22 protein-coding genes are annotated in these 20,155 nt (G+C 68.2%); 6 read left to right on the top strand and 16 right to left on the bottom strand.

Annotated elements, in window-relative coordinates:
* Positions 1 to 21: 21 nt before the first annotated feature.
* Positions 22 to 144, top strand: coding sequence for a hypothetical protein (locus tag J0I47_RS00770; protein ID WP_294044537.1), 123 nt, complete (start codon positions 22 to 24; stop codon positions 142 to 144).
* Here J0I47_RS00770 and J0I47_RS00765 read toward each other — a convergent pair.
* The 5 genes from J0I47_RS00765 to J0I47_RS00745 all read right to left on the bottom strand — a co-directional run bounded on the left by J0I47_RS00765 (position 141) and on the right by J0I47_RS00745 (position 6,456).
* Positions 141 to 1,655, bottom strand: coding sequence for a hypothetical protein (locus J0I47_RS00765; protein ID WP_294044536.1), 1,515 nt, complete (start codon positions 1,653 to 1,655; stop codon positions 141 to 143). The two genes, J0I47_RS00770 and J0I47_RS00765, sit on opposite strands and share 4 nt — an antisense overlap.
* Entirely contained in the window at positions 1,655 to 3,079 is a 1,425-nt protein-coding gene (locus tag J0I47_RS00760) for a DUF4139 domain-containing protein (protein WP_294044535.1), read from the bottom strand. Before J0I47_RS00760 ends, J0I47_RS00765 begins: the two co-directional genes overlap by 1 nt.
* 267 nt (positions 3,080 to 3,346) lie before the next feature.
* Positions 3,347 to 5,761 carry a TonB-dependent receptor gene (locus tag J0I47_RS00755; protein ID WP_294044534.1) on the bottom strand — a complete coding sequence of 805 codons (2,415 nt, stop codon included), beginning with the start codon at positions 5,759 to 5,761 and terminating at the stop codon, positions 3,347 to 3,349.
* Positions 5,762 to 5,867: 106 nt separating this feature from the next.
* Positions 5,868 to 6,248, bottom strand: a complete 381-nt coding sequence (locus J0I47_RS00750; RefSeq protein WP_294044533.1) for a LysR family transcriptional regulator — start codon at positions 6,246 to 6,248, stop codon at positions 5,868 to 5,870.
* 1 nt (position 6,249) lies between these two features.
* A complete protein-coding gene (locus J0I47_RS00745) occupies positions 6,250 to 6,456 on the bottom strand; it encodes a TOBE domain-containing protein (RefSeq protein ID WP_294044532.1) in 207 nt (68 codons plus the stop codon).
* A gap of 168 nt (positions 6,457 to 6,624) precedes the next feature.
* Between J0I47_RS00745 and J0I47_RS00740 the strand changes: the two genes are divergently transcribed.
* From J0I47_RS00740 to J0I47_RS00725, 4 genes are all read left to right on the top strand, one after another.
* Positions 6,625 to 7,779, top strand: a complete 1,155-nt coding sequence (locus tag J0I47_RS00740) for a PepSY domain-containing protein (RefSeq protein ID WP_294044531.1) — start codon at positions 6,625 to 6,627, stop codon at positions 7,777 to 7,779.
* Positions 7,776 to 7,952 carry a hypothetical protein gene (locus J0I47_RS00735; RefSeq protein ID WP_294044530.1) on the top strand — a complete coding sequence of 59 codons (177 nt, stop codon included), beginning with the start codon at positions 7,776 to 7,778 and terminating at the stop codon, positions 7,950 to 7,952. The genes J0I47_RS00740 and J0I47_RS00735 overlap by 4 nt, the downstream gene beginning before the upstream one ends.
* A gap of 9 nt (positions 7,953 to 7,961) precedes the next feature.
* A complete protein-coding gene (locus tag J0I47_RS00730) occupies positions 7,962 to 10,103 on the top strand; it encodes a TonB-dependent siderophore receptor (RefSeq protein ID WP_294044529.1) in 2,142 nt (713 codons plus the stop codon).
* Between the two features lie 179 nt (positions 10,104 to 10,282).
* A complete protein-coding gene (locus J0I47_RS00725) occupies positions 10,283 to 10,618 on the top strand; it encodes a hypothetical protein (RefSeq protein ID WP_294044528.1) in 336 nt (111 codons plus the stop codon).
* A 57-nt stretch (positions 10,619 to 10,675) separates the two neighbouring features.
* Here J0I47_RS00725 and J0I47_RS00720 read toward each other — a convergent pair whose 3' ends face one another.
* The 3 genes from J0I47_RS00720 to J0I47_RS00710 all read right to left on the bottom strand — a co-directional run bounded on the left by J0I47_RS00720 (position 10,676) and on the right by J0I47_RS00710 (position 12,853).
* The gene (locus J0I47_RS00720) at positions 10,676 to 11,392 is read right to left on the bottom strand and encodes a hypothetical protein (RefSeq protein WP_294044527.1); all 717 of its coding nucleotides are present in this window, start codon (positions 11,390 to 11,392) and stop codon (positions 10,676 to 10,678) included.
* A 173-nt stretch (positions 11,393 to 11,565) separates the two neighbouring features.
* Complete coding sequence (locus J0I47_RS00715; RefSeq protein ID WP_294044526.1) at positions 11,566 to 12,138, bottom strand: sigma-70 family RNA polymerase sigma factor; 573 nt, start codon at positions 12,136 to 12,138, stop codon at positions 11,566 to 11,568.
* Between the two features lie 343 nt (positions 12,139 to 12,481).
* Complete coding sequence (locus J0I47_RS00710) at positions 12,482 to 12,853, bottom strand: hypothetical protein (protein ID WP_294044525.1); 372 nt, start codon at positions 12,851 to 12,853, stop codon at positions 12,482 to 12,484.
* A gap of 221 nt (positions 12,854 to 13,074) precedes the next feature.
* Between J0I47_RS00710 and J0I47_RS00705 the strand changes: the two genes are divergently transcribed.
* Complete coding sequence (locus tag J0I47_RS00705; RefSeq protein ID WP_294044524.1) at positions 13,075 to 13,935, top strand: S1/P1 nuclease; 861 nt, start codon at positions 13,075 to 13,077, stop codon at positions 13,933 to 13,935.
* 175 nt (positions 13,936 to 14,110) lie between these two features.
* On the opposite strand, the gene J0I47_RS00700 is transcribed toward J0I47_RS00705, so the two are convergent.
* The 8 genes from J0I47_RS00700 to tolR all read right to left on the bottom strand — a co-directional run bounded on the left by J0I47_RS00700 (position 14,111) and on the right by tolR (position 20,113).
* Positions 14,111 to 14,377, bottom strand: coding sequence for a hypothetical protein (locus tag J0I47_RS00700; RefSeq protein ID WP_294044523.1), 267 nt, complete (start codon positions 14,375 to 14,377; stop codon positions 14,111 to 14,113).
* Entirely contained in the window at positions 14,374 to 15,306 is a 933-nt protein-coding gene (locus J0I47_RS00695; RefSeq protein WP_294044522.1) for an alpha/beta fold hydrolase, read from the bottom strand. The genes J0I47_RS00700 and J0I47_RS00695 overlap by 4 nt, the downstream gene beginning before the upstream one ends.
* Positions 15,303 to 15,512 (bottom strand): toxin-antitoxin system HicB family antitoxin, encoded by a 210-nt coding sequence (locus tag J0I47_RS00690; protein ID WP_294044521.1) that lies wholly within the window; start codon positions 15,510 to 15,512, stop codon positions 15,303 to 15,305. Before J0I47_RS00690 ends, J0I47_RS00695 begins: the two co-directional genes overlap by 4 nt.
* 9 nt (positions 15,513 to 15,521) lie before the next feature.
* Positions 15,522 to 16,433 carry an SPFH domain-containing protein gene (locus tag J0I47_RS00685; RefSeq protein ID WP_294044520.1) on the bottom strand — a complete coding sequence of 304 codons (912 nt, stop codon included), beginning with the start codon at positions 16,431 to 16,433 and terminating at the stop codon, positions 15,522 to 15,524.
* Positions 16,434 to 16,631: 198 nt separating this feature from the next.
* Positions 16,632 to 17,147, bottom strand: a complete 516-nt coding sequence (gene pal, locus J0I47_RS00680; protein WP_294044519.1) for a peptidoglycan-associated lipoprotein Pal — start codon at positions 17,145 to 17,147, stop codon at positions 16,632 to 16,634.
* A 36-nt stretch (positions 17,148 to 17,183) separates the two neighbouring features.
* Positions 17,184 to 18,578, bottom strand: coding sequence for a Tol-Pal system beta propeller repeat protein TolB (gene tolB, locus J0I47_RS00675; protein WP_294044518.1), 1,395 nt, complete (start codon positions 18,576 to 18,578; stop codon positions 17,184 to 17,186).
* Positions 18,579 to 18,725: 147 nt separating this feature from the next.
* Complete coding sequence (locus tag J0I47_RS00670) at positions 18,726 to 19,676, bottom strand: cell envelope biogenesis protein TolA (RefSeq protein WP_294044517.1); 951 nt, start codon at positions 19,674 to 19,676, stop codon at positions 18,726 to 18,728.
* Complete coding sequence (tolR, locus tag J0I47_RS00665; RefSeq protein WP_294044516.1) at positions 19,673 to 20,113, bottom strand: protein TolR; 441 nt, start codon at positions 20,111 to 20,113, stop codon at positions 19,673 to 19,675. The genes J0I47_RS00670 and tolR overlap by 4 nt, the downstream gene beginning before the upstream one ends.
* Positions 20,114 to 20,155: the final 42 nt, after the last annotated feature.

Here is a 20,155-nt window from a genome sequence, read left to right as displayed (position 1 = left end):
GACGACTATCGAGCCTCGGTTGTGAACGTTCTCAATTTGCTTTGCAAGCTTCTCGCGGCGCAACTCGTCGACCTGTTCGACGATCCGGCAGCGTTTCGCCGCCGTCGTCAGACCGTTCGTCAGCAGATGTCTGGCGACGCCTAGTCGACGGACCGGTAACGCAGTTCCATGGTCTGCCCGGGGGGCAAAGTGACCGACCAGGTGGGCCGGCCGTCCACCATCCGGATCGCGTCGCCGTCCGCCTCCAGCTTCTGGCCGGGCGAGCCGATCGGCACGTCGAGCACCACCGCGAAAGGGTTCGCGTTGGTCGCACGCAACGTCATCCCGCCGGTCGCCGACTTACGTTGCGAGAGCGTCACCTGCGTGCTGGTGCCGGCGGCGATGCGGAACGTCTCGCCTTCCGCGCGATCGGTCAGCGCGCCGAGCCCGAGCAACAGGCGCTGATCCGGCGCGCGATCCGCATACATCGCCGTGCTTCCAGCCGGCAGTGCGATCCCGAGCCCCGAGGCCACCGTATTTCGCAGCTCGAACACCATGGAGGTTGGCGACGCGTCGATCGTCTGGCCCACATAGACCGGACGCCGGTATCGCCGCTCGAACGATACCCCCGACCGGATCAGCAGCGCGACCTGTTTCTGTGCGTTGGAGGCGACCGTCGTCGACCCCGGAACGCGGTACAGCTTCAGGTCTCCCAGATTCTCGGGCGGCGGTGGCACCGGCACGGGCGCGGGCGCCGGCGGTGACGCCATCATCACCATTGGCGGCGCCAGCACGCGCGATCCCGTCACGATGATATCGTCGGCTTCCTCGAACTTCCGCTCGCGCAGGTCCGACGTAGTGGTGCCCAGCGGGTAGCAGACCAGTCGCAGTCCTCGCACCGCGCTGCGCAGTTCCGACATGGATACGCGGTTCAGTTGTCCGGCAACCGCCTTCACCTCGGCGCCCACGAACGCCTCCGGGTTCGCGTTCGCCAGCGTCAGCCAGGCGAACAGGTCGAGTCTGTTGCCACCGGCCAGCACGGTGGCGACATAGCTGGCTCGCCAGTCGAAGCCGGTCGCGAGATAGCTCAGGCGCACGGTCACCGTCCGCTCGGCGGGACTGACCGTCTCCACGCTCAGCACCGGCTTGGCCGACAGCCCGTCCGGTACCCCGGCGAACGCCAGCTTCTCGGGCAGACCGGAACAGCGCAGCGTCTCGATCCCCGCCGCCGTGCGCAGCACGACGCCCGGCGACGGCCCGGCGACGATCGTCGCCGTCTCGCTCTCGCGCCGGCCGGTCGCCCGGTTCGTCCGGGTGAGCGTGACCTCGCGGCCGAGCGTGCCATCGATCAGCGAGGCGGGAGACAGCAACCGTGCATCGCGGTTCTTCTCGACGACGCCGCCCGGCAATCCCTCGACCACCGCACTCGCCGGGATGATGCCGCTCGCCACGCCCTCGAACCGCAGCGTCGCCGCGCCGCGCGGCAGGCGGATGCGCCTGGTCTCCGTGACGAGCGCGAAACCGTTGAGCGACCGCAGATCCATTGCGCCGCGGCCGTACGGCGCGCGATAGACGGTGAGCGCGACCTTGTCCGCCCTGGGCGACGTGGCGACGGGCTGCGCCGCCGCGCTCGCCGCGGCCGCGACCAGCATCGGCGCCAGGACGCCCCGGTGCATTAGTATCGCGTATCGAACGTCGCGGTGACGATCGACTCGCCGTTGGCAGGCACCGGAACCTGCCACACGGCCGAACCGGCGTCGGGCCGCTCGCTCTTGCGGCTCTCGTCGGTGATCCTGGTATCGCTCCAGTCGAGCCCGCCCTGGACCACCTCGACCGTCACGGCGCGCGATCTCGCGTTCGTCACCTTGTAGCGCATCTGCGTCCGCCAGCGCAGGTCGCCGATGCGCGTTCGCTCGACCGTCGTCGCCTGCACCTTCACGTCGAAAGCATCCCCCGTCGGCAGGGCGATCGTCGATCCTTGCGGCGTGTGCTCGATGCGGTTCTCGCCCGTGAATTGCGGCTGGCCACGCGCATCGCGGACATAGACGCGAACCACGCCCGCGGGCAGCGCGTCGCCCAGCCCTTCCGATCCGGCGTTCGAAAAGCGCAGCACGCTCTGCGCGCTCTTCGGCTCGTCCGAACTGCCGAGCCACGCATTCTCGAACCGATAACCGGACGAGGCCGCAACGCCCTTGGCATCGAGGAAACTGACCTGCTTCGTCTGCTTGTCGGCGATCGTGGTCCGCTGGCTGAGGGGATAGAGGTAGAAATCGCCGAGTTGCTCGCGTGCGGCGCTTTCGGTGCCGGGCTGGACGCGCGTTTGCCGTCGCGGACGCGGTACATAATTGCCGCTGCCGTCATCGTCGGCGCTGCCGACATCGCCGGCGACCAGCAGGGTCTTCGCATTGGTGAACGTCGTGCCGCTGGTGTTGCGCAGCGTGACCCAGCCCTGCACGTCCACCTTGCCGCTCTTGTCGTCGAACAGCGCGACATAATCCGCGTTCCAGCCGAGGCCGCGGCTCAGATAGGACAATGTCGCCGGGCGGCTGCCGGCGCGTTCGCTGGCCAGCGTCACCGACAGGGTCGGCCGCGCTCGCAGCGATTCCGGCACCCGGTCGAAGACGGCCCGCGCGGGCAGCCCGTCGTCGCGCAGAACCTCGACATGCCCGGCAATCTCGAGCACCACGCCACCATTGACGGCCAGCACCTTGGCGCGTTCGCGGGTTTCCGCGCCCGTCGCCGGATTGGTGCGCACGACCGTGATCGTCTCGCCGACCGCCTTTTCCATGAGGCTCGAAGGACTGAGCAGGTCGTAGTCGAAATTCTGTTCGACGATCGACGCGCCCGGTACCGCGAGCGAGACCGTCTCCGGGCGGATCGCGGCGCTGACGTCGGGAAAACTCTGCCGGACGCGGCCATTGGCGAGATCGAGCTGCCTGATATCCTGAATCAGCGCCACGTCGTTGTTGTAGATCGTGACCGAGACGTCGCCTTGCGCGCTGCCGGCCGCCGGGTTCGCCGCCGGTGCCGGCAGCTGCTGGGCCGAAATCGCCGCTGGCAGACTCGCCGCCATCAACGAACCCAAGACGATGATCCGCATGATCCTTCCCCCTCGACCACCGATGATGCCGCCCGACGTGGACGGAGACAAGGGGCTCTGTCAGCCCGACCAGCCACCACCACCGGATTTGCCGAACGCAGCGACGCTCGGATGAGCATCGCTGTTCTTCGCCAGATTTTTCGGGCGTGGGGATCACACCCGATTGGCGGGCGTCGGTACCAGTCCCAACGATGGCCGGTGCGCCGTCGACTCAGGGTAACGTTGGCCGGTCGCCAACCTCCTAAATGGGCGCAAAGTCGCCCCGCATCACTGCCTGGCCCTGAACGTCACGCCGATCGTGCGCGGGTCGCTGGGGGTGGCGAGGATCAGGCCGGAGTTGCCGGCCTGGATCGTGACGTTCTGGATGTAGTTCTTGTCGAACAGGTTGCGCGCGAACACCGCGATTTCCCAGTTTTTCGCGCGGTAGCCGATGCTGCCGTTGACGAGCGTATAGCCGGGGATGACGGTGTAGACCGATCCGGTCGGGTCGCCATATTGCGACGTCTGCGACCGCCCGTCGACGTGCAGCGCAATGCCGCCGTGCGCGGTTACGGGTAGTTCGTAGTCCGCGCCGTAGCTCGCCGTCCATCGCGGCAGGCCCGGCAATCCGACGCCCGACAAGTCGCAGATCGTCGTCGTGCTGCCGATCCGCTCGATCGGGCACGGGCCGTTAGGGTAGGACGCATACCGGCCGTCGGCATAGGCAAGCGACGCGCGCAACGTGAACCGGCGCGTCACTTGCGCGATCGCGTCGGCCTCGACGCCCTTCACCGTCACGCGCGGGATGTTGGCGAGATAGGTGCGCAAGGCCGCCGCCGCGCCGGTATCGGTGACGTTGGCCTGGAAATCGGTGACGCGGGTATAGAAGGCGTCGACGTTGACGATCAGGCGCCGGTCGAACAGTCGCGTCTTCAGGCCGATTTCGTAATTGGTGTTCTGCTCTGGCCGGACGACGGCGGTGTTGAGCGCGGGCTGGTTGTTGTTGTCGAGCGGCAGACCCGACATGTTGATGCCGCCCGATTTCTGGCCGCGCGCGAAGCTGGCATAGACCTGGACGGCGTCGCTCGCTTGGTACGAGACGCTGCCGCGCCCGGTCAGCGCGCCGTCGTTGACGCGGGCGGCATAGCTCTGCCCGCGCAGGATCGAGAGCTTGGCGTTGTTGAGCGCGGTGTTCGTCGTCTGCAACCCGCCGAAGGTGAAGGTGTCGTACGCGCCCTTCTTCGTCTCGTAGGTGTAGCGCAGGCCGCCGGTCAGCGTCAGCTTCGCGAGCGGGCGCCAGTTGACCTCGCCGAACGCCGCATAGCTGTTCGACTGGAAATCGGTGCGGCCGTCGGTGCCGTAGCCGTCGAGCAGGTTGGCGGGATAGGTCGGGTTGGCGACCGGCTGGCCCGCCGTATTGGGTGACGTCGAGCCCAGCAGCCAATAGGTCGCGAGCGGACCGTAGATCGAGATCGGGCGCCCGATCACGCGCTGGCGAAAGAAATAGAGGCCGCCGACATAGCTGACCGCGCCGTCGCCATCGGAGGCCAGCCGTAGCTCCTGGCTATACTGGTCCTGGCGCGAGGGGATGTGCTGAGTAAGCTGGATCGGGATGCCGGTATAGTCGCGGTCGTTCGCCGCGTCCCAGTTCCAGAACCGCCAGGCGCTGACCGACGTCAGCGTCGCGCCGCCGAGCTTCCAGTCGACGATGCCCGACACCCCGCCTTCGTTGGTGTTCACCCCCAGCGCGGCGTCGATGTCGGTGACGCGATCGTAGGGGTTCAGGCTGGCCGGCCGATAGCCGAGGCCCGCCGCCAGCGCCGGATATTGACGCGCTGCGGACTTCAGCGTCGGCGCCACGCGCAGATAGACCTGCGTGCAGCAATTGCTCTCGAAATTGGTGAAGTCGGCGATCAGACGCACCGACAGGCGATCGTTGGGCTTGAACAGCAATTGCCCGCGCACCGCCTGGTTGCCGATGCCGTTATGGTCCTGCCCCGTGACGACATTGTCGATCACGCCGTCGCGCCGCGTCACCACGCCCGAAATACGCGCGGCGACCGTGTCGCTGAGCGGCAGCGACGCCGATGCCTTGGCCTGGAGATACCGGAAGCTGCCGTAGGAGATTTCCTCGCTCGCCTCGGGCGTGAAGCTCGGCACGCGCGTGGTGATGTTGATCGCGCCCGCCGTGCTGTTCTTGCCGAACAATGTCCCTTGCGGCCCGCGCAGCACTTCGATCCGGTCGATGTCGCTGAAATCGAACGCCGCGGTCGCCGGGCGCGCGTGATAGACCTGGTCGACGTAGAAGCCGACGCCCGGCTCCAGCCCGTCATTGGCCTGGCTGACCGCGACCACGCTGCTGCCGAGCCCGCGGATCGTGAAGGCGGTGTTGCGCGGGTTCGCCGAACTGTAGTTGAGCGTCGGCACCAGCAACGACAATTGCTGCGTGTTGACCGTGTAGGAACGGTCGAGCAGCGTCCCGCCGACCACCGACAGCGATCCGGGAATGCGCTGCGCATCTTCCGCGCGCAACCGCGCCGTGACGAGGACGTCGGGCAACGTCGCGTCGTCCGCGGGCGCAGCATTCTCCCTTCGGTCGGCGGCGCCAGGCGGCGAACTCTGCGTATCGGCTGCGGATTGTGCGGCAGCCACACCGGGCAGGACGGAGGCCAGAACGGCCGCCGCCGCGAGATATCGACGCATGATGACCCCTTTTTGCCCGCTGCTTGGCGGTGCGATTGCTATATTCTTTCGTATATAGCGTTTCGCCTCAGCGAAAGGTTGCATCGGGACGACGACGATCCCAGATTCAGTCGGCGGATTTCGGCGGCAAGGGCTCCGCGCGGACCCATTCGCCGAGATCGCGATAGGCCGCGGTATCGAGCAGGGTCGCGGACTGTTGCTCCAGCGCGCGGAACGCGGCGAGCACCTGACGCCCGCAATCGGTCAGCGTCGCGCCGCGGTCGCTCCCGCCACCGGGGTGCGTCGCCACCAGCGGATCGCGGAAGCACCGGTTCATCTCGTCGACCAGCAGCCAGATGCGGCGATAGCTCATGCCCATCGCGCGTCCCGCGGCGGAGATCGAGCCCTCCCGGTCGATCGCGGTGAGTATATCGGCCTTGCCCGGTCCGATCGCAAAACTGTTGCCGCAGACGAACTGTAGCTTCAGCTTGAGCGCGCCGACTCGCACGTCATTTGCCGATCAGGACGTCGCTGGCCTTGATGAGCACCGTGACCGCATCCCCTTCCGCCAGCGCGAGATCGGCGATCGCTTCCTCGGTGATGCTGGCCGTGACGGTCAGGCCATGGCCGATATCGACCTTGACCGTTCCGTTGACGGCGCCCGGCGTCACTGCGGTGACGCGACCGGCGAGTTGATTGCGCGCGCTGATCTTCATGCCTGCTTCTACCGCACATCCCGGCGATCGTCACGCATCGACGGTGACCGACGCTGGCGAACGAGCGGGCGCGGCGGGATCGTCGTATCGATCCATTTTGCGACTTGCTCGCAACAAGCGCCTCCGCTAACCGCTGCGAATGCGTCGCAATACCATGACGATCCTGCCGTGAGCCAGCGCTCGATCCGCGCCTGGTATCTGACGCACAAATGGACGAGCCTGGTCTGCACGCTCTTCCTGCTGATGCTGTGCGTGACCGGCCTGCCGCTGATCTTCCACGACGAGATCGACGCGGCGACGGGGCACGGCGTCTCGGCGACGGGGCAAGCGTCGTCCGGCAACGGGCCGGGCCTGATTTCGCTCGACGCGATGCTCGCCCGCGCGCTGCGCGACCGGCCGGGCGAGGTGCCGCTGTTCATGGCGTTCGACAATGACCGCCCGGCGATGACCGTGACGACCGGGCCGACGCCCGACGCGCCGGGCGCCGACATGCACCTGCAACTGCTCGACCGGTCGACCGGCCGGCCGATCCGGGTCGAAGGCGGCGGGATCACCGACTTCCTGCTTCAGCTGCACACCGACATGTTTCTCGGGCTGAAGGGCGAATTGTTCCTGGGCGCGATGGGCCTGCTGTTCGTCGCGGCGATCGTATCGGGCGTGGTCCTCTACGCGCCGTTCATGCGCAAGCTCGACTTCGGCACCTTGCGGACCGGACGGAGCGCGCGCGTGAAGTGGCTCGACTGGCACAATCTGATCGGGATCGTCGGGCTGGCGTGGATGACGGTGGTCGGGGTGACCGGCGTCGTCAATTCGTTCGTCACGCCGATCACCAAGGTGTGGCAGGCGAACGAGCTGGCCGACATGACGCGTGCCTATGCCGGACGGCCGCCCGTGCCGCCGTCTCGCTACGGCTCGCTCGACATCGCGATGGCGACGGCGCGGCGCGCGATCCCGGGGATGAACCCGCAGTTCATCGCCTTCCCCGGCGGCAATTTCTCGAGCGGGCATCATTATGCGGTCTATTTCCAGGGCAACACACCGCTGACCGAACGGCTGCTGACGGTCGCGTTGATCGATGCCGAGACCGGCAAGCTGACCGATGCACGCCCGATGCCGTGGTATTTCAAGGCGCTGTCGTTGTCCCGTCCGCTCCACTTTGGCGATTATGGCGGCCTGCCGCTCAAGCTGCTGTGGGCGGCACTCGACCTGTTCGCGATCGTCGTGCTGGGATCGGGCCTCTATCTGTGGCTCGGTCGCCGCCGTGTGGGTGTCGCGGCGCATGTCCGCGAAGTCGCGAGCGGCGCGGCGGTACCGGCCGAATGATCCGCTCCACCTTCGCCATCCCCGTCCTGATCGCGATCGCGACCGTGATCGGCCTGATCGTCGCGCTGACCGGCGACGGCTGGCGCGACGCGGTCGGCTGGATCGCGCTCGCCATCCCCCTCGTCGCGGTAGGCTGGGCCTATCGCCATCGCTCCATTCGAACGCCCAGATAAGGAACCGACGTGACTCTTTCCCGCACCGCCGTCTCGCTCTTCTCCCTCGCGATCGCGACTCCCGCGCTCGCCCAGGAGGCACCGCACGCCGCGAGCGACGAGGACGTCGTCGTCACCGCCCAGAAGGAGAACCGTACCGAGGTGACGCGCGGCGGGTCGGTCGGCGTACTGGGCGACAAGGACGCGGCCGACGTGCCGTTCAGCATCAAGAGCTACAACGCCGCGCTGATCCTCAATCAGCAGCCGCAGACGCTGGGCCAGGTGCTGGAGAACGACCCGTCGATCCGCACGACCTACGGCTTCGGCAATGCCGCCGAACAGTTCGTGATCCGCGGCTTCACGCTCTACGGCGACGATATCGGGTTCAACGGCCTGTACGGGATCACCCCACGCCAGCTCGTCGCGCCCGAATTGTACGACAGCGTGCAGGTGCTGAACGGCGCCAGCGCGTTCCTGAACGGAGCAGCACCGGGCGGATCGGGGATCGGCGGCAGCGTCAACCTGGTGTCGAAGCGCGCCGGCACCGCGCCGCTCACGCGCCTGACCGCCAATTACACCAGCGGATCGCATATCGGCGGCAGCTTCGATATCGGCCGCCGCTTCGGTGTCGACGGCGAATGGGGCGTGCGCGTCAACGGCGCCTACCGCTCCGGCGACGTCGCGATCGACAACGAGTTCCGCCGCGCCGCCGTGCTCGGCGCCGGGCTCGATTATCGCCACGGCGGCCTGCGCCTGTCGCTCGACCTCGCCTACCAGCGGATTCAGGTCCGCAACCTGCGGCCCAAGGTGACGATCGCTACCGCCGCCATCCCCGCCGTGCCCGATGCCGAGCACAATTACGGCCAGTCGTTCAGCTACACGACGCTCCGCGACATCTTCGGTGCGTTCCGCGCCGAATACGACCTCGCGCCGAACGCGATGCTCTACGCCGCGGTCGGCGCGCGCGACGGATCGGAGCGGGGCATCTACGACGGCATCACCGTCACCAACGCCGTCACCGGCGCCGCGACCGGCAACGCATTGTTCGTGCCGCGCACCGACAATAACGAAGCCGCCGAGGCTGGCCTGCGCGTCAAGCTGGCGGGCGGCGGGATCAGCCAGGAGATCAATGTCGGCGGCTCGCTGATCCGCCAGGTCAACCGCAACGCCTACGACTTCCGCTACGGCCCCGGCTTCGCGGGGTATGCGACCAACCTCTACACCACGCCACAGGTCGCGCTGCCGAGCTCGACCCTGGTCGGCGGCAACCTCGCCGATCCCTTCCCCGTGGCACGCACGCGGCTCGGCAGCGCGTTCGCGTCGGACACGTTCGGCTTCGCGGGCGACCGCATCCTGCTCACCGCCGGGCTGCGGCTGCAGACGATCACCAACATCAGCTATTCCTACGCCACCGGCGCCGAAAGCGCCCGGACGCGATCGAGCGCGGCGACCCCGGTGGTCGGGCTGGTGGTGAAGCCGGTCGCCGGCCTGTCGCTGTTCGCCAACCGGATCGAGGGGTTGCAGCCCGGATCGGTCGCGCCGGTCGGCAACGTCAACGCCGGCGAAATCTTCCCCGCCTACAAATCGACCCAATACGAAGTCGGCGGCAAGCTGTCGCTCGGCCGCTTCAACGCCAGCCTCGCCGCGTTCCAGACCACGTTGCCGAGCGCCTATAGCGTGGCGGCCGGCGGCGGCCTGTTTCGTTACGGCCTGTTCGGCGAACAGCGCAACCGGGGCCTAGAACTGTCGTTCGACGGCGAGTTGACCAGGGGCCTGCGCGTGATCGCCGGCGGCACCGTGATCGACGCCACGCTGCGCAAGACCAGCAACGGCACCGACGGCAACACCGCGGTCGGCGTGCCCGACTACACGATCAACGCCAACGTCGAATGGGATGTGCTCCACACCGGGCCGACGCTGACCGGCCGCGTCGTCCAGACCGGCAAACAGCAGGTCAACGCGACCAACACGCTCCGGATTCCCGAATGGACCCGGTTCGACCTCGGCGCGCGCTATGTGGTGGTGGCGGGCGGCCGTCCGCTGACGCTGCGTGCGGGCGTCGATAACGTCGCGAACCGGCGCTACTGGGCCTCGTCGTTCGACAGCTTCGGCACCGCCCTGCTCCAAGGCACGCCGCGGACGTTTAAACTATCGGGGTCGATCGATTTTTGAGAAAGGGAGCCGGTATCCGGTACAGCGATCCGTAGTACGGCGACGTCGAACGCCCAGCGACCGCCGACGCTCATCCGACCCAATCCTCAATCTCGCGCGAAGGGTTTCGCCCGGTCGCCCGTTTGGCATGCGGACGTCGTTCGCGCCCTCGTCCTGCGCGCGTTTTGAGGAGTTTTGTCATGACCGGTTTCCGCAAGATCGTCCTGCTCGCTTCGGCCGTCGGGGTTGCCGCCACCGCCATGCCTGCGTCGGCCCGCTTCGTTTCGCATCCGCGCCGGGCGGAAGTGAACGGGCGGCTGTTCAACCAGCAGCATCGCATCAATCAGGGCGTCAAGGACGGCCAGTTGACCACCCAGGAAGCGCATACGCTGCGCAAGGACGACCGCGGCATCTATCACGAGGAGCGCCAGATGGCCCAGCTCGACGGCGGCCACATCACGCGCGCCGATCAGCGCTCGCTCAACCAGCAGGAAACGGCGGTCAGCAAGCAAATCCACACCGATCGTCACAACTGATCGGTCGCGGCCGTTTCGAGAGGGTCGCCGAGGTGCTCGGCGGCCCTTTCGCTTGGCCTAGATTCGGCGGCGGCCGCGACCGAAGCCGCCCCGCTGGCCCGCGCCGAACCGCCTTCCCTGCCCGGCACGCCGCCCGGCCGCACGATCGCGTCGGGCGAAATCCGGACGCTCTCGCGCGGCGCGAGGCTCGTCGACGGGCGAGCGCAGGCCGCCTTCCTCTCGCCGAGCGTCGGCCTGACGGTCGATCGCCGGAGTACCTTCCGAACGCGCGGGGAGAGTGCGCGTCGTCACCGGCGCACCGATGGCACGTGCCGCCTCCGCTTGTTCGGCGCGACGCGCTCGCGACGTCAGCGGGTCGCGCGACCGGGCGTGGCGCGTCCGGTCAGGATGCCAGTCCGTCGGACGCGCGACGTGCCGAGGGACGTCCATTCGTTCGGCGCGGCCTCGTGCCGCCCGCTCCGACCGGGGATGAACCGCGGCCGGCATGGCCCGACGCTGCTGGGCCTTCAGCGGCCGAACGAAACCGGGCTGTCGCCCGGCGTCCGCCGCCGTCACCATGGGCGCCGCCATTGCGAGCGCGACCGGCGCTGGCGCCTCCCTGTGCGTCGTCGGCCGCGGCACCCGAGCCGGCGTGTGGGCCAGGGCAACGGGCGTAGACGGCGCAAACAACCGGTGCGCCAGCGTCGCGACCTTGTCGACCAGCGCATGCCCGCCGAAGATGGCCGCCATCGCACTGACCGCGAGCAGATTGACCATCACGACACCCAGGATCATGCCGCGCCGCGTCCAGGGTCGACGCGATCCGCGACGACGAACGGTCGCCGCCGGTGGTCGACCCGGGCGCGTCGCTTCGGCCACGACCCGTGCGCCGAGACCGGGCTTTAGCGCGGGCGCCGCATAGGCGGACAGCGCGCGATCGAGCGCCTGGTCGTCGAGATGGGCCTTCGTCATGACCAGCCCTCCAGATCTTCGGCGGTCACGCCGGCGGCGGCGAGCCCGTCGCGCAGTCGCGCCCGCGCGCGGAACAGCAGCGATTCGAACGCCTTCAGGTGCATGTCGAGGATCTCGGCCGCGGCGGCATTGGTGATCTCCTCATAATAGGTGAGGACGACCGCCGCCCGCTGCCGCTCGGGCAGCGTCGCGAGCGCGCGCTGCACCAGAGTCCCCAATCGTGCTGCGTCGATCATCCTTTCCGCACCCGGGCTCTCGTCAGGCCGATCCACGTCCGGTGCATCCGCCAATCGCGAGCGGCGGCGCATGCGGTCGATGCACGCATTGGTCGCCGTCCGCCGCAGCCAGCCAGCGACGCCGCCGCCATGCGAGACCCACCCCGCCGCCCGGTCCCACAGCCGCACGAACGCCTCCTGCGTCACGTCCTCGGCTTCGGCGGCATCGTCCAGCATGCGATAGGCCAGACGCATCAGCGGCGGCCCGTGCCGGTCGGCCAACACCTCCAGCGCACGCGTATCCCCCTGCGCCATCGCAGCGACCAGCCGCGTGTCGTCCTCGGGTTCGCTCACAGTTCGTACGGCAATCGCCAGCGCACCATCTTTCGTTCGAACGCCCTATCAACGCACGAAAGGAATAAACCCTTCGTGAGTGTGCGAGGATTTGTGCCTCGAAAGGGCATGCGAGCGGGTGGCCTGCCTCACGTCGTCACATCGTCTCGAGCATCGCGACATGGCACTCGACCACCGGAACGATGTCGGCCGCTACGGTGCGTAGCGACGGAACGGTACCACCAGTTGCATAGACTCTCTGCACATCGAGCGTCGGTTGTGCGTCAATTTCCGCTGCGCGACTTCGCTCAAGGCGCTTGTGAGCGCGATGCCTGCGGCCAACTAAAGTCGTGCGTGGTCGGCACTACCGGTCGTAATAATCGCTCCACAGCGCGCGGCGGCGGCGGTTGCGGACGGTGAAGGACCAGACGGCGAGGATCAGGCCGACGAACTCGACGCCGGCCAGCGCGCTCAGCGGGCCCAGGTCGACGCTGGTCTCGATCGCGAAGCCCAGCGCGACGCCGACCGCGACGACGAAGGCGACGCACGCCGCCAGCACGCGCTTGCGCGCGGGCGGCTCCGACGCGTCGAACGGCACGACGATCAGCAGGCAGAGCGCGGCGACGCCGCAGCCCGCGATCGTTTCCATGCCGATCCCCGGCACCAGCCAGAACAGGCCGGCCATGGTCGCGGTCAGGAGCGCCAGGATCGCGGCCACCACTCGAATTCGCTTCATCAAGCCCCCTGGGAACGCCAACTACGCGCGGCGACGTCGTCCCTATCATGGTTCCACGCCGACCGGGCACGCAAAATCCTGCACCGAATCCAGCGACCTTATGCGGCGTCGGCGCGGTTTTAAAAACCCAAAATGGTGAAGGCTTGGTCAAGAGCGCGCGCTGTGGCCATCGCGATGTTTTTGCATGGAAAGCGTTCGCGCGGCGGCGTAAGCGGTCGGCCATGAAACGCATCGTCGCCTTTGCCGCTGCCCTGCTCGCGCTGGTCGGCGCCGTCCCCGCCGGCGCCTATTGGGAATATGGCCACCAGACGATCGCACAGATCGCCTGGGCCAACATCAAGCCGACGACGCGGACACGCATCCTCGCGCTGCTCAGGCAGCAGGCGCTGCTCGACACGCCGCAATGCCAGGCGGGTACGCTCGACCAAGCGGCGATCTGGGCGGATTGCATCAAGGGGATCAAGAATCCCGACGGCACGCGCAAGTTCGCCGCGACCGAGCCGTGGCATTATCAGGACGTCAACATCTGCCGCCCGTTCGACCTGGTCGAGCCGTGCAAGGACGGCAATTGCGTGTCGGCGCAGATCGTCCGCGATGCCGAAATCCTGAAGGACCGCCGCGCCCCCGCCGCCGACCGCGTCCGCGCGCTGGTGTTCCTGATCCACTTCGTCGGCGACCTCCACCAGCCGCTCCATGCCGGGGAGAAGGGCGACAAGGGCGGCAACGACGTGAAGGCCGATTATGGCGGCTACGCGCCGCAGCGGCTCAACCTGCATTCGATCTGGGACGGCTATCTGGCCGAACGCGCGATCTCGACCGGGCCGAGCCTGGTGCGAGCCTATCCGGCCGCGACGCGGCGGCGGATCGCGGCGGGCGACGTCACCGACTGGAGCCGCGAGAGCTGGCAGGTCGCGCACGACGTGACCTATGCGACCGCGACCGGCGGCGATCCGTGCGGCCCGACCCCGAGCCGCGCGCGGCTCGACCAGGCGACGATCGAGCGGCTGGTGCCGACGGTGCGGCTGGAGGTCGAGCGTGGCGGGCTCAGGCTGGCGAAGCTGCTGGATGCGAGTCTGGGCTGAGGCGCGGCACGTTGCCAACTGTCACCCCGGCCTTGTGCGGGGTCCACCAGGCGGCTTGGACAAGAGCAAGAAAATCGGGCGTGGCGCGGGCGGCGTAGTGGACCCCGGCGCAAGGCCGGGGTGACGAAATATTTGCGGGCTGACCGATCGCCGAACGGACCGCTACCTAACCGCCTTACTTTCCACCCCACCGCCAGCGCCAGCCGCCGCGCGTGTGTTGCTCGCTGACGACGACCAGCGGGACGGTGACGAGAAGCGCGACGACGACGAACAGGATCGGGTGGCGCGGCATCAGCGCCCAGCCCGCCCCGGCCAGCGCCGCGACGTACGCGGCGAGCAGCGCCCAGCCCTGCCACGCGATCGGCAGGCTTGCGCCATAACCGAACGCCTTGGGCAGGAACCAGTCGTCGGGCTCGCGCGAGTTGCGGTCGCCGGCGCTCATTTGACGGCACTCGCCACCGCGTCGACCACGCCGGGCGCGATCGGCAGTGTCGGATCGCCGTAGCTCGCGCCGTTCGCCATGCGATCGCCGGCGGGCACGACCTTCAGCACATGGTTGACGCCGGGCAGTATAGTCAGTGTCGCCCTGGGCTGGGCAGCAGCGAGGCGTTTGGCATCCTCGACCGACACCTGCATATCGTTATCGCCCTGCACGATCACCACCGGCACCCGCGCGGTCGCGGCGAGCTTGGTGGGATCGTAGCGGAACAGCCCGATCATGTACCGCTGCACGGCTTCCGGGAACATCATCGGCAACGGCGCCGGCAGGGTCGCGGGATCGGTCGTCCGCCCCGCCTCCAGCCCGTCGAGCATCGCCAGTGCCTGCGGCAACAGATAGGCGTTGGCCGGGTTGGCCTTGAACTGCTCGCGCATCACCGTCGCCAGCGGGCGGCCCGGCGCCGACACCAGGATCACGCCGCAAATGCCGTCCGAACGCTGCGCCGCCTGCAACGCGACCAGCCCGCCCTCGCTATGCCCGAGCACCCAGGCGCACTTCGCATGCGCTTTCGCCGCGGCGAACTTCGCCCAGCCGCGCGCATCGTCGGCATAGCCCGCGATCGTCGCCGCATTGGGGTCGGCGACCGCCGCGCGGCTGGCGAACATGCCGCGCTTGTCGATCCGCACGCTGGCGATGCCGCGCGCGGCCAGCGCCTCGGCGAGCAGCTTGTACGGTTGCGCCTTGATGCCCAGCGGATTGTCGCCGTTGCGATCGGTCGGGCCCGAGCCGGGGACGATCACCACGACCGGCCCGACGTCACTCGTGGCACTCGGCTGCCACGTCCCGGCGAGCGGCCCCTGCGGTCCCGGGATGGTCACCTCCACGCCGGCACCAGTTACCGCGGCCGCCATCATCATCGCCAGTGCGATCATTCCCCATCCTCCTGTTTCGCCGGCCGGCCGCGTTTCGCGCGGACCGGATCGGCCAGTTTCACGCCCCGCCGCCCCAGCGCCTCGCGCAGCAGGCATTCGACCTGCGCGTTGACGCTCCGCAACTCGCCCGCCGCCGCGCGCTCGATCGCCGCGTAGAGCGCGGGATCAAGGCGCAGCGGAAACGCCTTTTTCGGAGGGGCGGCCATCGTCCTGCGTTACTGGTAGAGCGAGCCCGTATTCACCACCGGCTGCGTATCGCGCTCGCCGCACAACACCACCATCAGGTTCGACACCATCGCCGCGCGGCGCTCGTCGTCCAGTTCGACCACGCCCTTCTTGCTCAATTCGTCCAGCGCCATCTGCACCATGCCGACCGCGCCCTCGACCAGGGTCTGGCGCGCCGCGACCACCGCCTGCGCCTGTTGCCGCCGCAGCATCGCGCCGGCGATCTCCTGCGCATAGGCCAGGTGCGTGAAGCCGCATTCGTCGACCGTGATCCCCGCCATCGCCAGCCGCGCGATCAGTTCGGCACGCAGTTCCGCCCCGACCTGGTCGTGATTGCCGCGCAGGGTCACTTCCTGATGCTCGTAATCGTCATACGGATAGCGTGAGCCGATCGTCCGCACCGCCGCCTCGATCTGGACGTTCACGAAGCTCTTGTAATTGTCGACGTCGAACAGCGCCTGCGCGGTGTCGGTCACGCGCCACACCACTTGCGCCGCCATCTCGATCGGGTTGCCGCGCAGGTCGTTGACCTTGATCCGGTCCGAAATCACGTTGTTGGCGCGTACCGACAGCTTCTTCTTGCCGTACCACGGCACCACCCAGCGCAGCCCGGTGGTGCGGTCGGTGCCCTTGTAGCTGCCGAACAGGGTGATCGCCGCCGCCTGGTTGGGCTGAAGCATGTAGAAGCCGAGCAGGACGAAGACAAACACGAACCCGGCCACCGTGATGACCGGCCCGCCGAGCAGCGGATCGGCATTCACCCGGCTCGCCCCGACGCCGATCGCGAGCAGCGCGAGCAGCAGCACGCCCAACATCAGATACCCGCTCGACGTCGCGGCGGGCCGCTCGTGCGACAGCGTCAGCGCGGTGTTGCGATCGACCGGCGAAGCAATGGTGGCCATCGGATCCTCCCGTTTAATATGATATCACATTTATATCGGATTTGACTGAGTCGCAACAATAAAAAAGCCCTCTCCCATCGGGAGAGGGCAGAGGCGCGAAGCGCCGATGGGGTGAGAGCTAAGTCGAAACGCTTTCGACTTAGCTCTCACCTTTCCGGCGCTTCGCGCCTCCCTTCCTCTCCCAAAGGGAGAGGAAAATTATTGCAACACCACCGTTACCGCGCGGCGGTTCTGGGCCCAGCTCGCCTCGTCCGAGCCCAGCGCGATCGGGCGTTCCTTGCCGTAGCTGATCGTTGTGATCCGCGCCGGGTTGATGCCCTTCGCCGCGAGATAGTTCTTCGCCGCATTGGCGCGGCGATCGCCGAGCGCGAGATTGTATTCGCGAGTGCCGCGCTCGTCGGCATGGCCTTCGATCGTGATCCGGCGATCGGGCCACTTGGTCAGCCACACCGCCTGCGTGTCGAGAATCTGCCGCGAGGTCGGATCGATGTCGTACTGGTCGAGCGCGAAGTGGATCGTGTCGCTCATCACCGAGCGCTGGAAGTCCTGCGGACTGCCCGGGATCACCCCGCCGGTCGTGTCCGGCCCGGTCGCGGGCGCGGTGATCGGCGCCTGGTCGGCCGAGGGTGGCAGCACCTTCGGGCGCTTGGGCGCGCAGGCAGCGGTGGCGGCGAGCCCTGCGAGCAGGATCAGCTTGGTCGTGGTAGAGGCCATTGTCGGTAACTCCCTTCTTTGGCGTGTTGGAAAACGTCAGTCGGTGCGGATCGGCCCCCAGTTCGGGTCGGAGCCGTCGAACGGGGTCGGCAGGCGGCGTTCGTTGACCCCGGTCAGGTCGACCGACCACAGGTCGGCGACGCCGCTGCCCCCTTGCGTCGAGCGGAAGAACATAATGACGCGGCCGTTGGGCGACCAGCTCGGCGCCTCGTCCTGCCAGCCATCGGTCAGGATCTTCTCGCCGCTGCCCGCCGGCGACATGATCCCGACATGGAAGCCGCCGCCGATCTTGGTGAACGCGATCAGGTCGCCGCGCGGGCTCCACGCCGGGGTCGCGTAGCGGCCGCTACCGAAGCTGATGCGGCGCTGGTCGGAGCCGTCGGCGTTCATCACGTAGAGCTGCTGCGTGCCCGAGCGGTCGCTTTCGAACACGATCCGCGACCCGTCGGGCGAATAGCTGCCGCCGGTGTCGATGCCGATCGAGTTGGTCAGCTTCTGCCACTGTCCGCCGCCCGAGGGGATGCGGTAGAGGTTGGTGCTGCCGTTGGTCGCCATCGAGAACAGCACCCAGCGCCCGTCCGGCGAAAAGCGCGGCGCGAAGGCGAGGCTCACGTCGGTGACCAGCTTGCGCTGCGTCCCCGCGGCGATGTCGTAGACGTAGATGGTCGGCTTCTTGTCGAGGTACGACAGATACGCGATCCGCCGCTGGTCGCGCGACAAGGTCGGCGTCAGCACGATCGTCTGGCCATTGGTCAGGAAGCGGCCGTTGAACCCGTCCTGATCCATCAGCGCCAGCCGCTTGATCCGCCGCGCCTTCGGCCCCGTCTCCGACACGTACACGACGCGGCTATCGAAATAGGGGCCTTCGCCGGTCAGCCGGGTATAGACCATATCGGCGCATTTGTGCGCGGCGCGGCGCCATTCGGCATAGGGCACGACATAGCCCTGGCGCTTCAACTCGGCCTGCTGTGCGGTGTCGTAGAGGTAGCAGCCCACGGTCAGCGTGCCGTCGCCGTTCGCCTTGACGTACCCTTGCACCAGCGCGGTCGCGCCCGCCGCGCTCCACCCGGCATAATTCGGCGCGGTCGCCTCGGCGAAATTGACGGGCAGCAGGCGCCCGGCCGGCAGCGGCTTGAACAGACCCGAATTGCCGAGATCGCCGGTGATGACCTTGGCCAGTTCGGCGCCCAGCGTATCGGTGCGCCCGGCCGGCGTGTCGACCGCCTGCGGCGTCGGCAGCGGCGGGATCGCGATCCCCATGGGCGCGGAGATGCCGCCCTCGACATCGACGACCAGGCCGCCGGGCTGGCCCTGCTGTTGCGCGGGCGTGGCGGGCGGCGGGGTCGGCGCGGGCTGCGTCTGGGCGTAGGCACCGGGCGCGAATGCGAGCGCGGTGGCGGCGAGCAGGAGGTGGAGCGGCTTCGTCATCATGCTTGTCCTAAACGGTGCCGACGGTCGAACGCCGATCCTTTTGTCGCCACCCCGACGAAGGCCGGGGCCCAGTTGCGAACGGCCCGATGCTGGGCCCCGGCCTTCGCCGGGGTGGCGGGGAGTTGGAAGATCACATCGGCTCATCATCTATCCCGGCAATTTGTAGCGGAGCGAAAAACTGCTCCAGCCATTGGGAACGTCGTACAGTTCCGGCGGCAAACCGCGCAGCGGCTGGCAGCCCATGAACGTCGCGATCGCGCGATCGTCGACCTGGCGAAGATAGCGGCGATTGTCGTCGTCGACGCCATCATGCCCCTCGATCGTCGGGCGCGATGCCAGCGTGCCGTCGCGGTTGATGCGCAGGCGGATCGTCACGCGGATCTTCTCCGCACCCGGGCCTGGATTGACCTGCTGGTTGGCGCAGGGCTGGACCTGCTGCTTGATCTTCTGGCCGATATCCATCGCCGCCCGCTGGCTCATCGTCGCGGCCTGCGGCGTGATGCTGCGCGACTGGCTGGGCGCGGCGCCGAGCCCGCTCATCACGCTGCCCAGCGACGAGCCGCGCGGGCGAGCCGCCTTGGCGCCCTGGGTCACGCCGGTGCCGCGACCGACGATGCCGGCGAGCGCGCCCGACGGCGCGGGGCGCGCTTGCGGCTTCGCCGGTTGCGGCGGAGCGACGACTCTCTTCACCGGCTGCGACTTGGCCGGTTTCGCCGGCTCCGGCGCGACCCTTGCGACCGGTTGCGGCTTCGGCACCTCGGCGCGTCTAGGCACCGGCGCAGGCGCAGGCTCGACCGGCTGCGGTTTCGCGGGCACCGGTTCGGGTTCGACGCTGGGCGCAGGCGGCGCGGCGTCCTCCGGCGCGCCGAGATCGGGCGCGCGGCTCTGCGCCGGCGGCGTGACCGATTGCGGCGCGGTCGCCTGCAAGCCCACGTCGTCGGCGATCGTCACGTCCATCGGCGCCGGCGGCGGGGGTGGCGTCTTGGGGCTGAGCAGCACCGCCGACAGCCCGACCAGCAACCCGACATGCAGCAACGCCGCCGCGCCGAACTCGATCGCGCGGTCGCGCGTCTCGGTCGAGGCGGCGGTCGCGCTCATTGCGCTTCCTTGGCGTTGGACAGCAGCGACACGCGGTTGAGCCCGGCATGGTTGAGGTCGCCCATCACCGCCATCACCCGCCCGTAATCGAGGCCCCGGTCGGCGCGCAACAGCACTTGCGGCGGCTTGCCGTCCGGCCCCGGCCTGGCGGCGATCGCGGAAAGCGCGTCGGGCAGCGCATCCTCGGCCACCGCCTTGTCCTCGAGATAGATGGTGCCGTCGCGCTCGATCGAGATCGAAACGGGCTTGTGGTCCTGCTCCAGCGCCTTCGCTCGGCTGTCGGGCAGGTTCACCGGCACGCCCGCCGTCATCAGCGGCGCCGTCACCATGAAGATGATGAGGAGCACCAGCATCACGTCGACCAGCGGCGTCACGTTGATATCCGCCATCGGCGCGCGCCGGCCCGAACCGCGCGACGAGGGAAGGTTGACGGCCATCGCCTACCAATCCTCCCCGTTCACGGGGAGATGGCAGCGCGC

It is taken from the genome of Sphingomonas sp. (genome assembly GCF_017304635.1).
GTDB lineage: Bacteria > Pseudomonadota > Alphaproteobacteria > Sphingomonadales > Sphingomonadaceae > Sphingomonas.
Note: the sequence above shows the minus strand (reverse complement) of the source record. Positions and strands in the feature narration are given on the sequence as shown.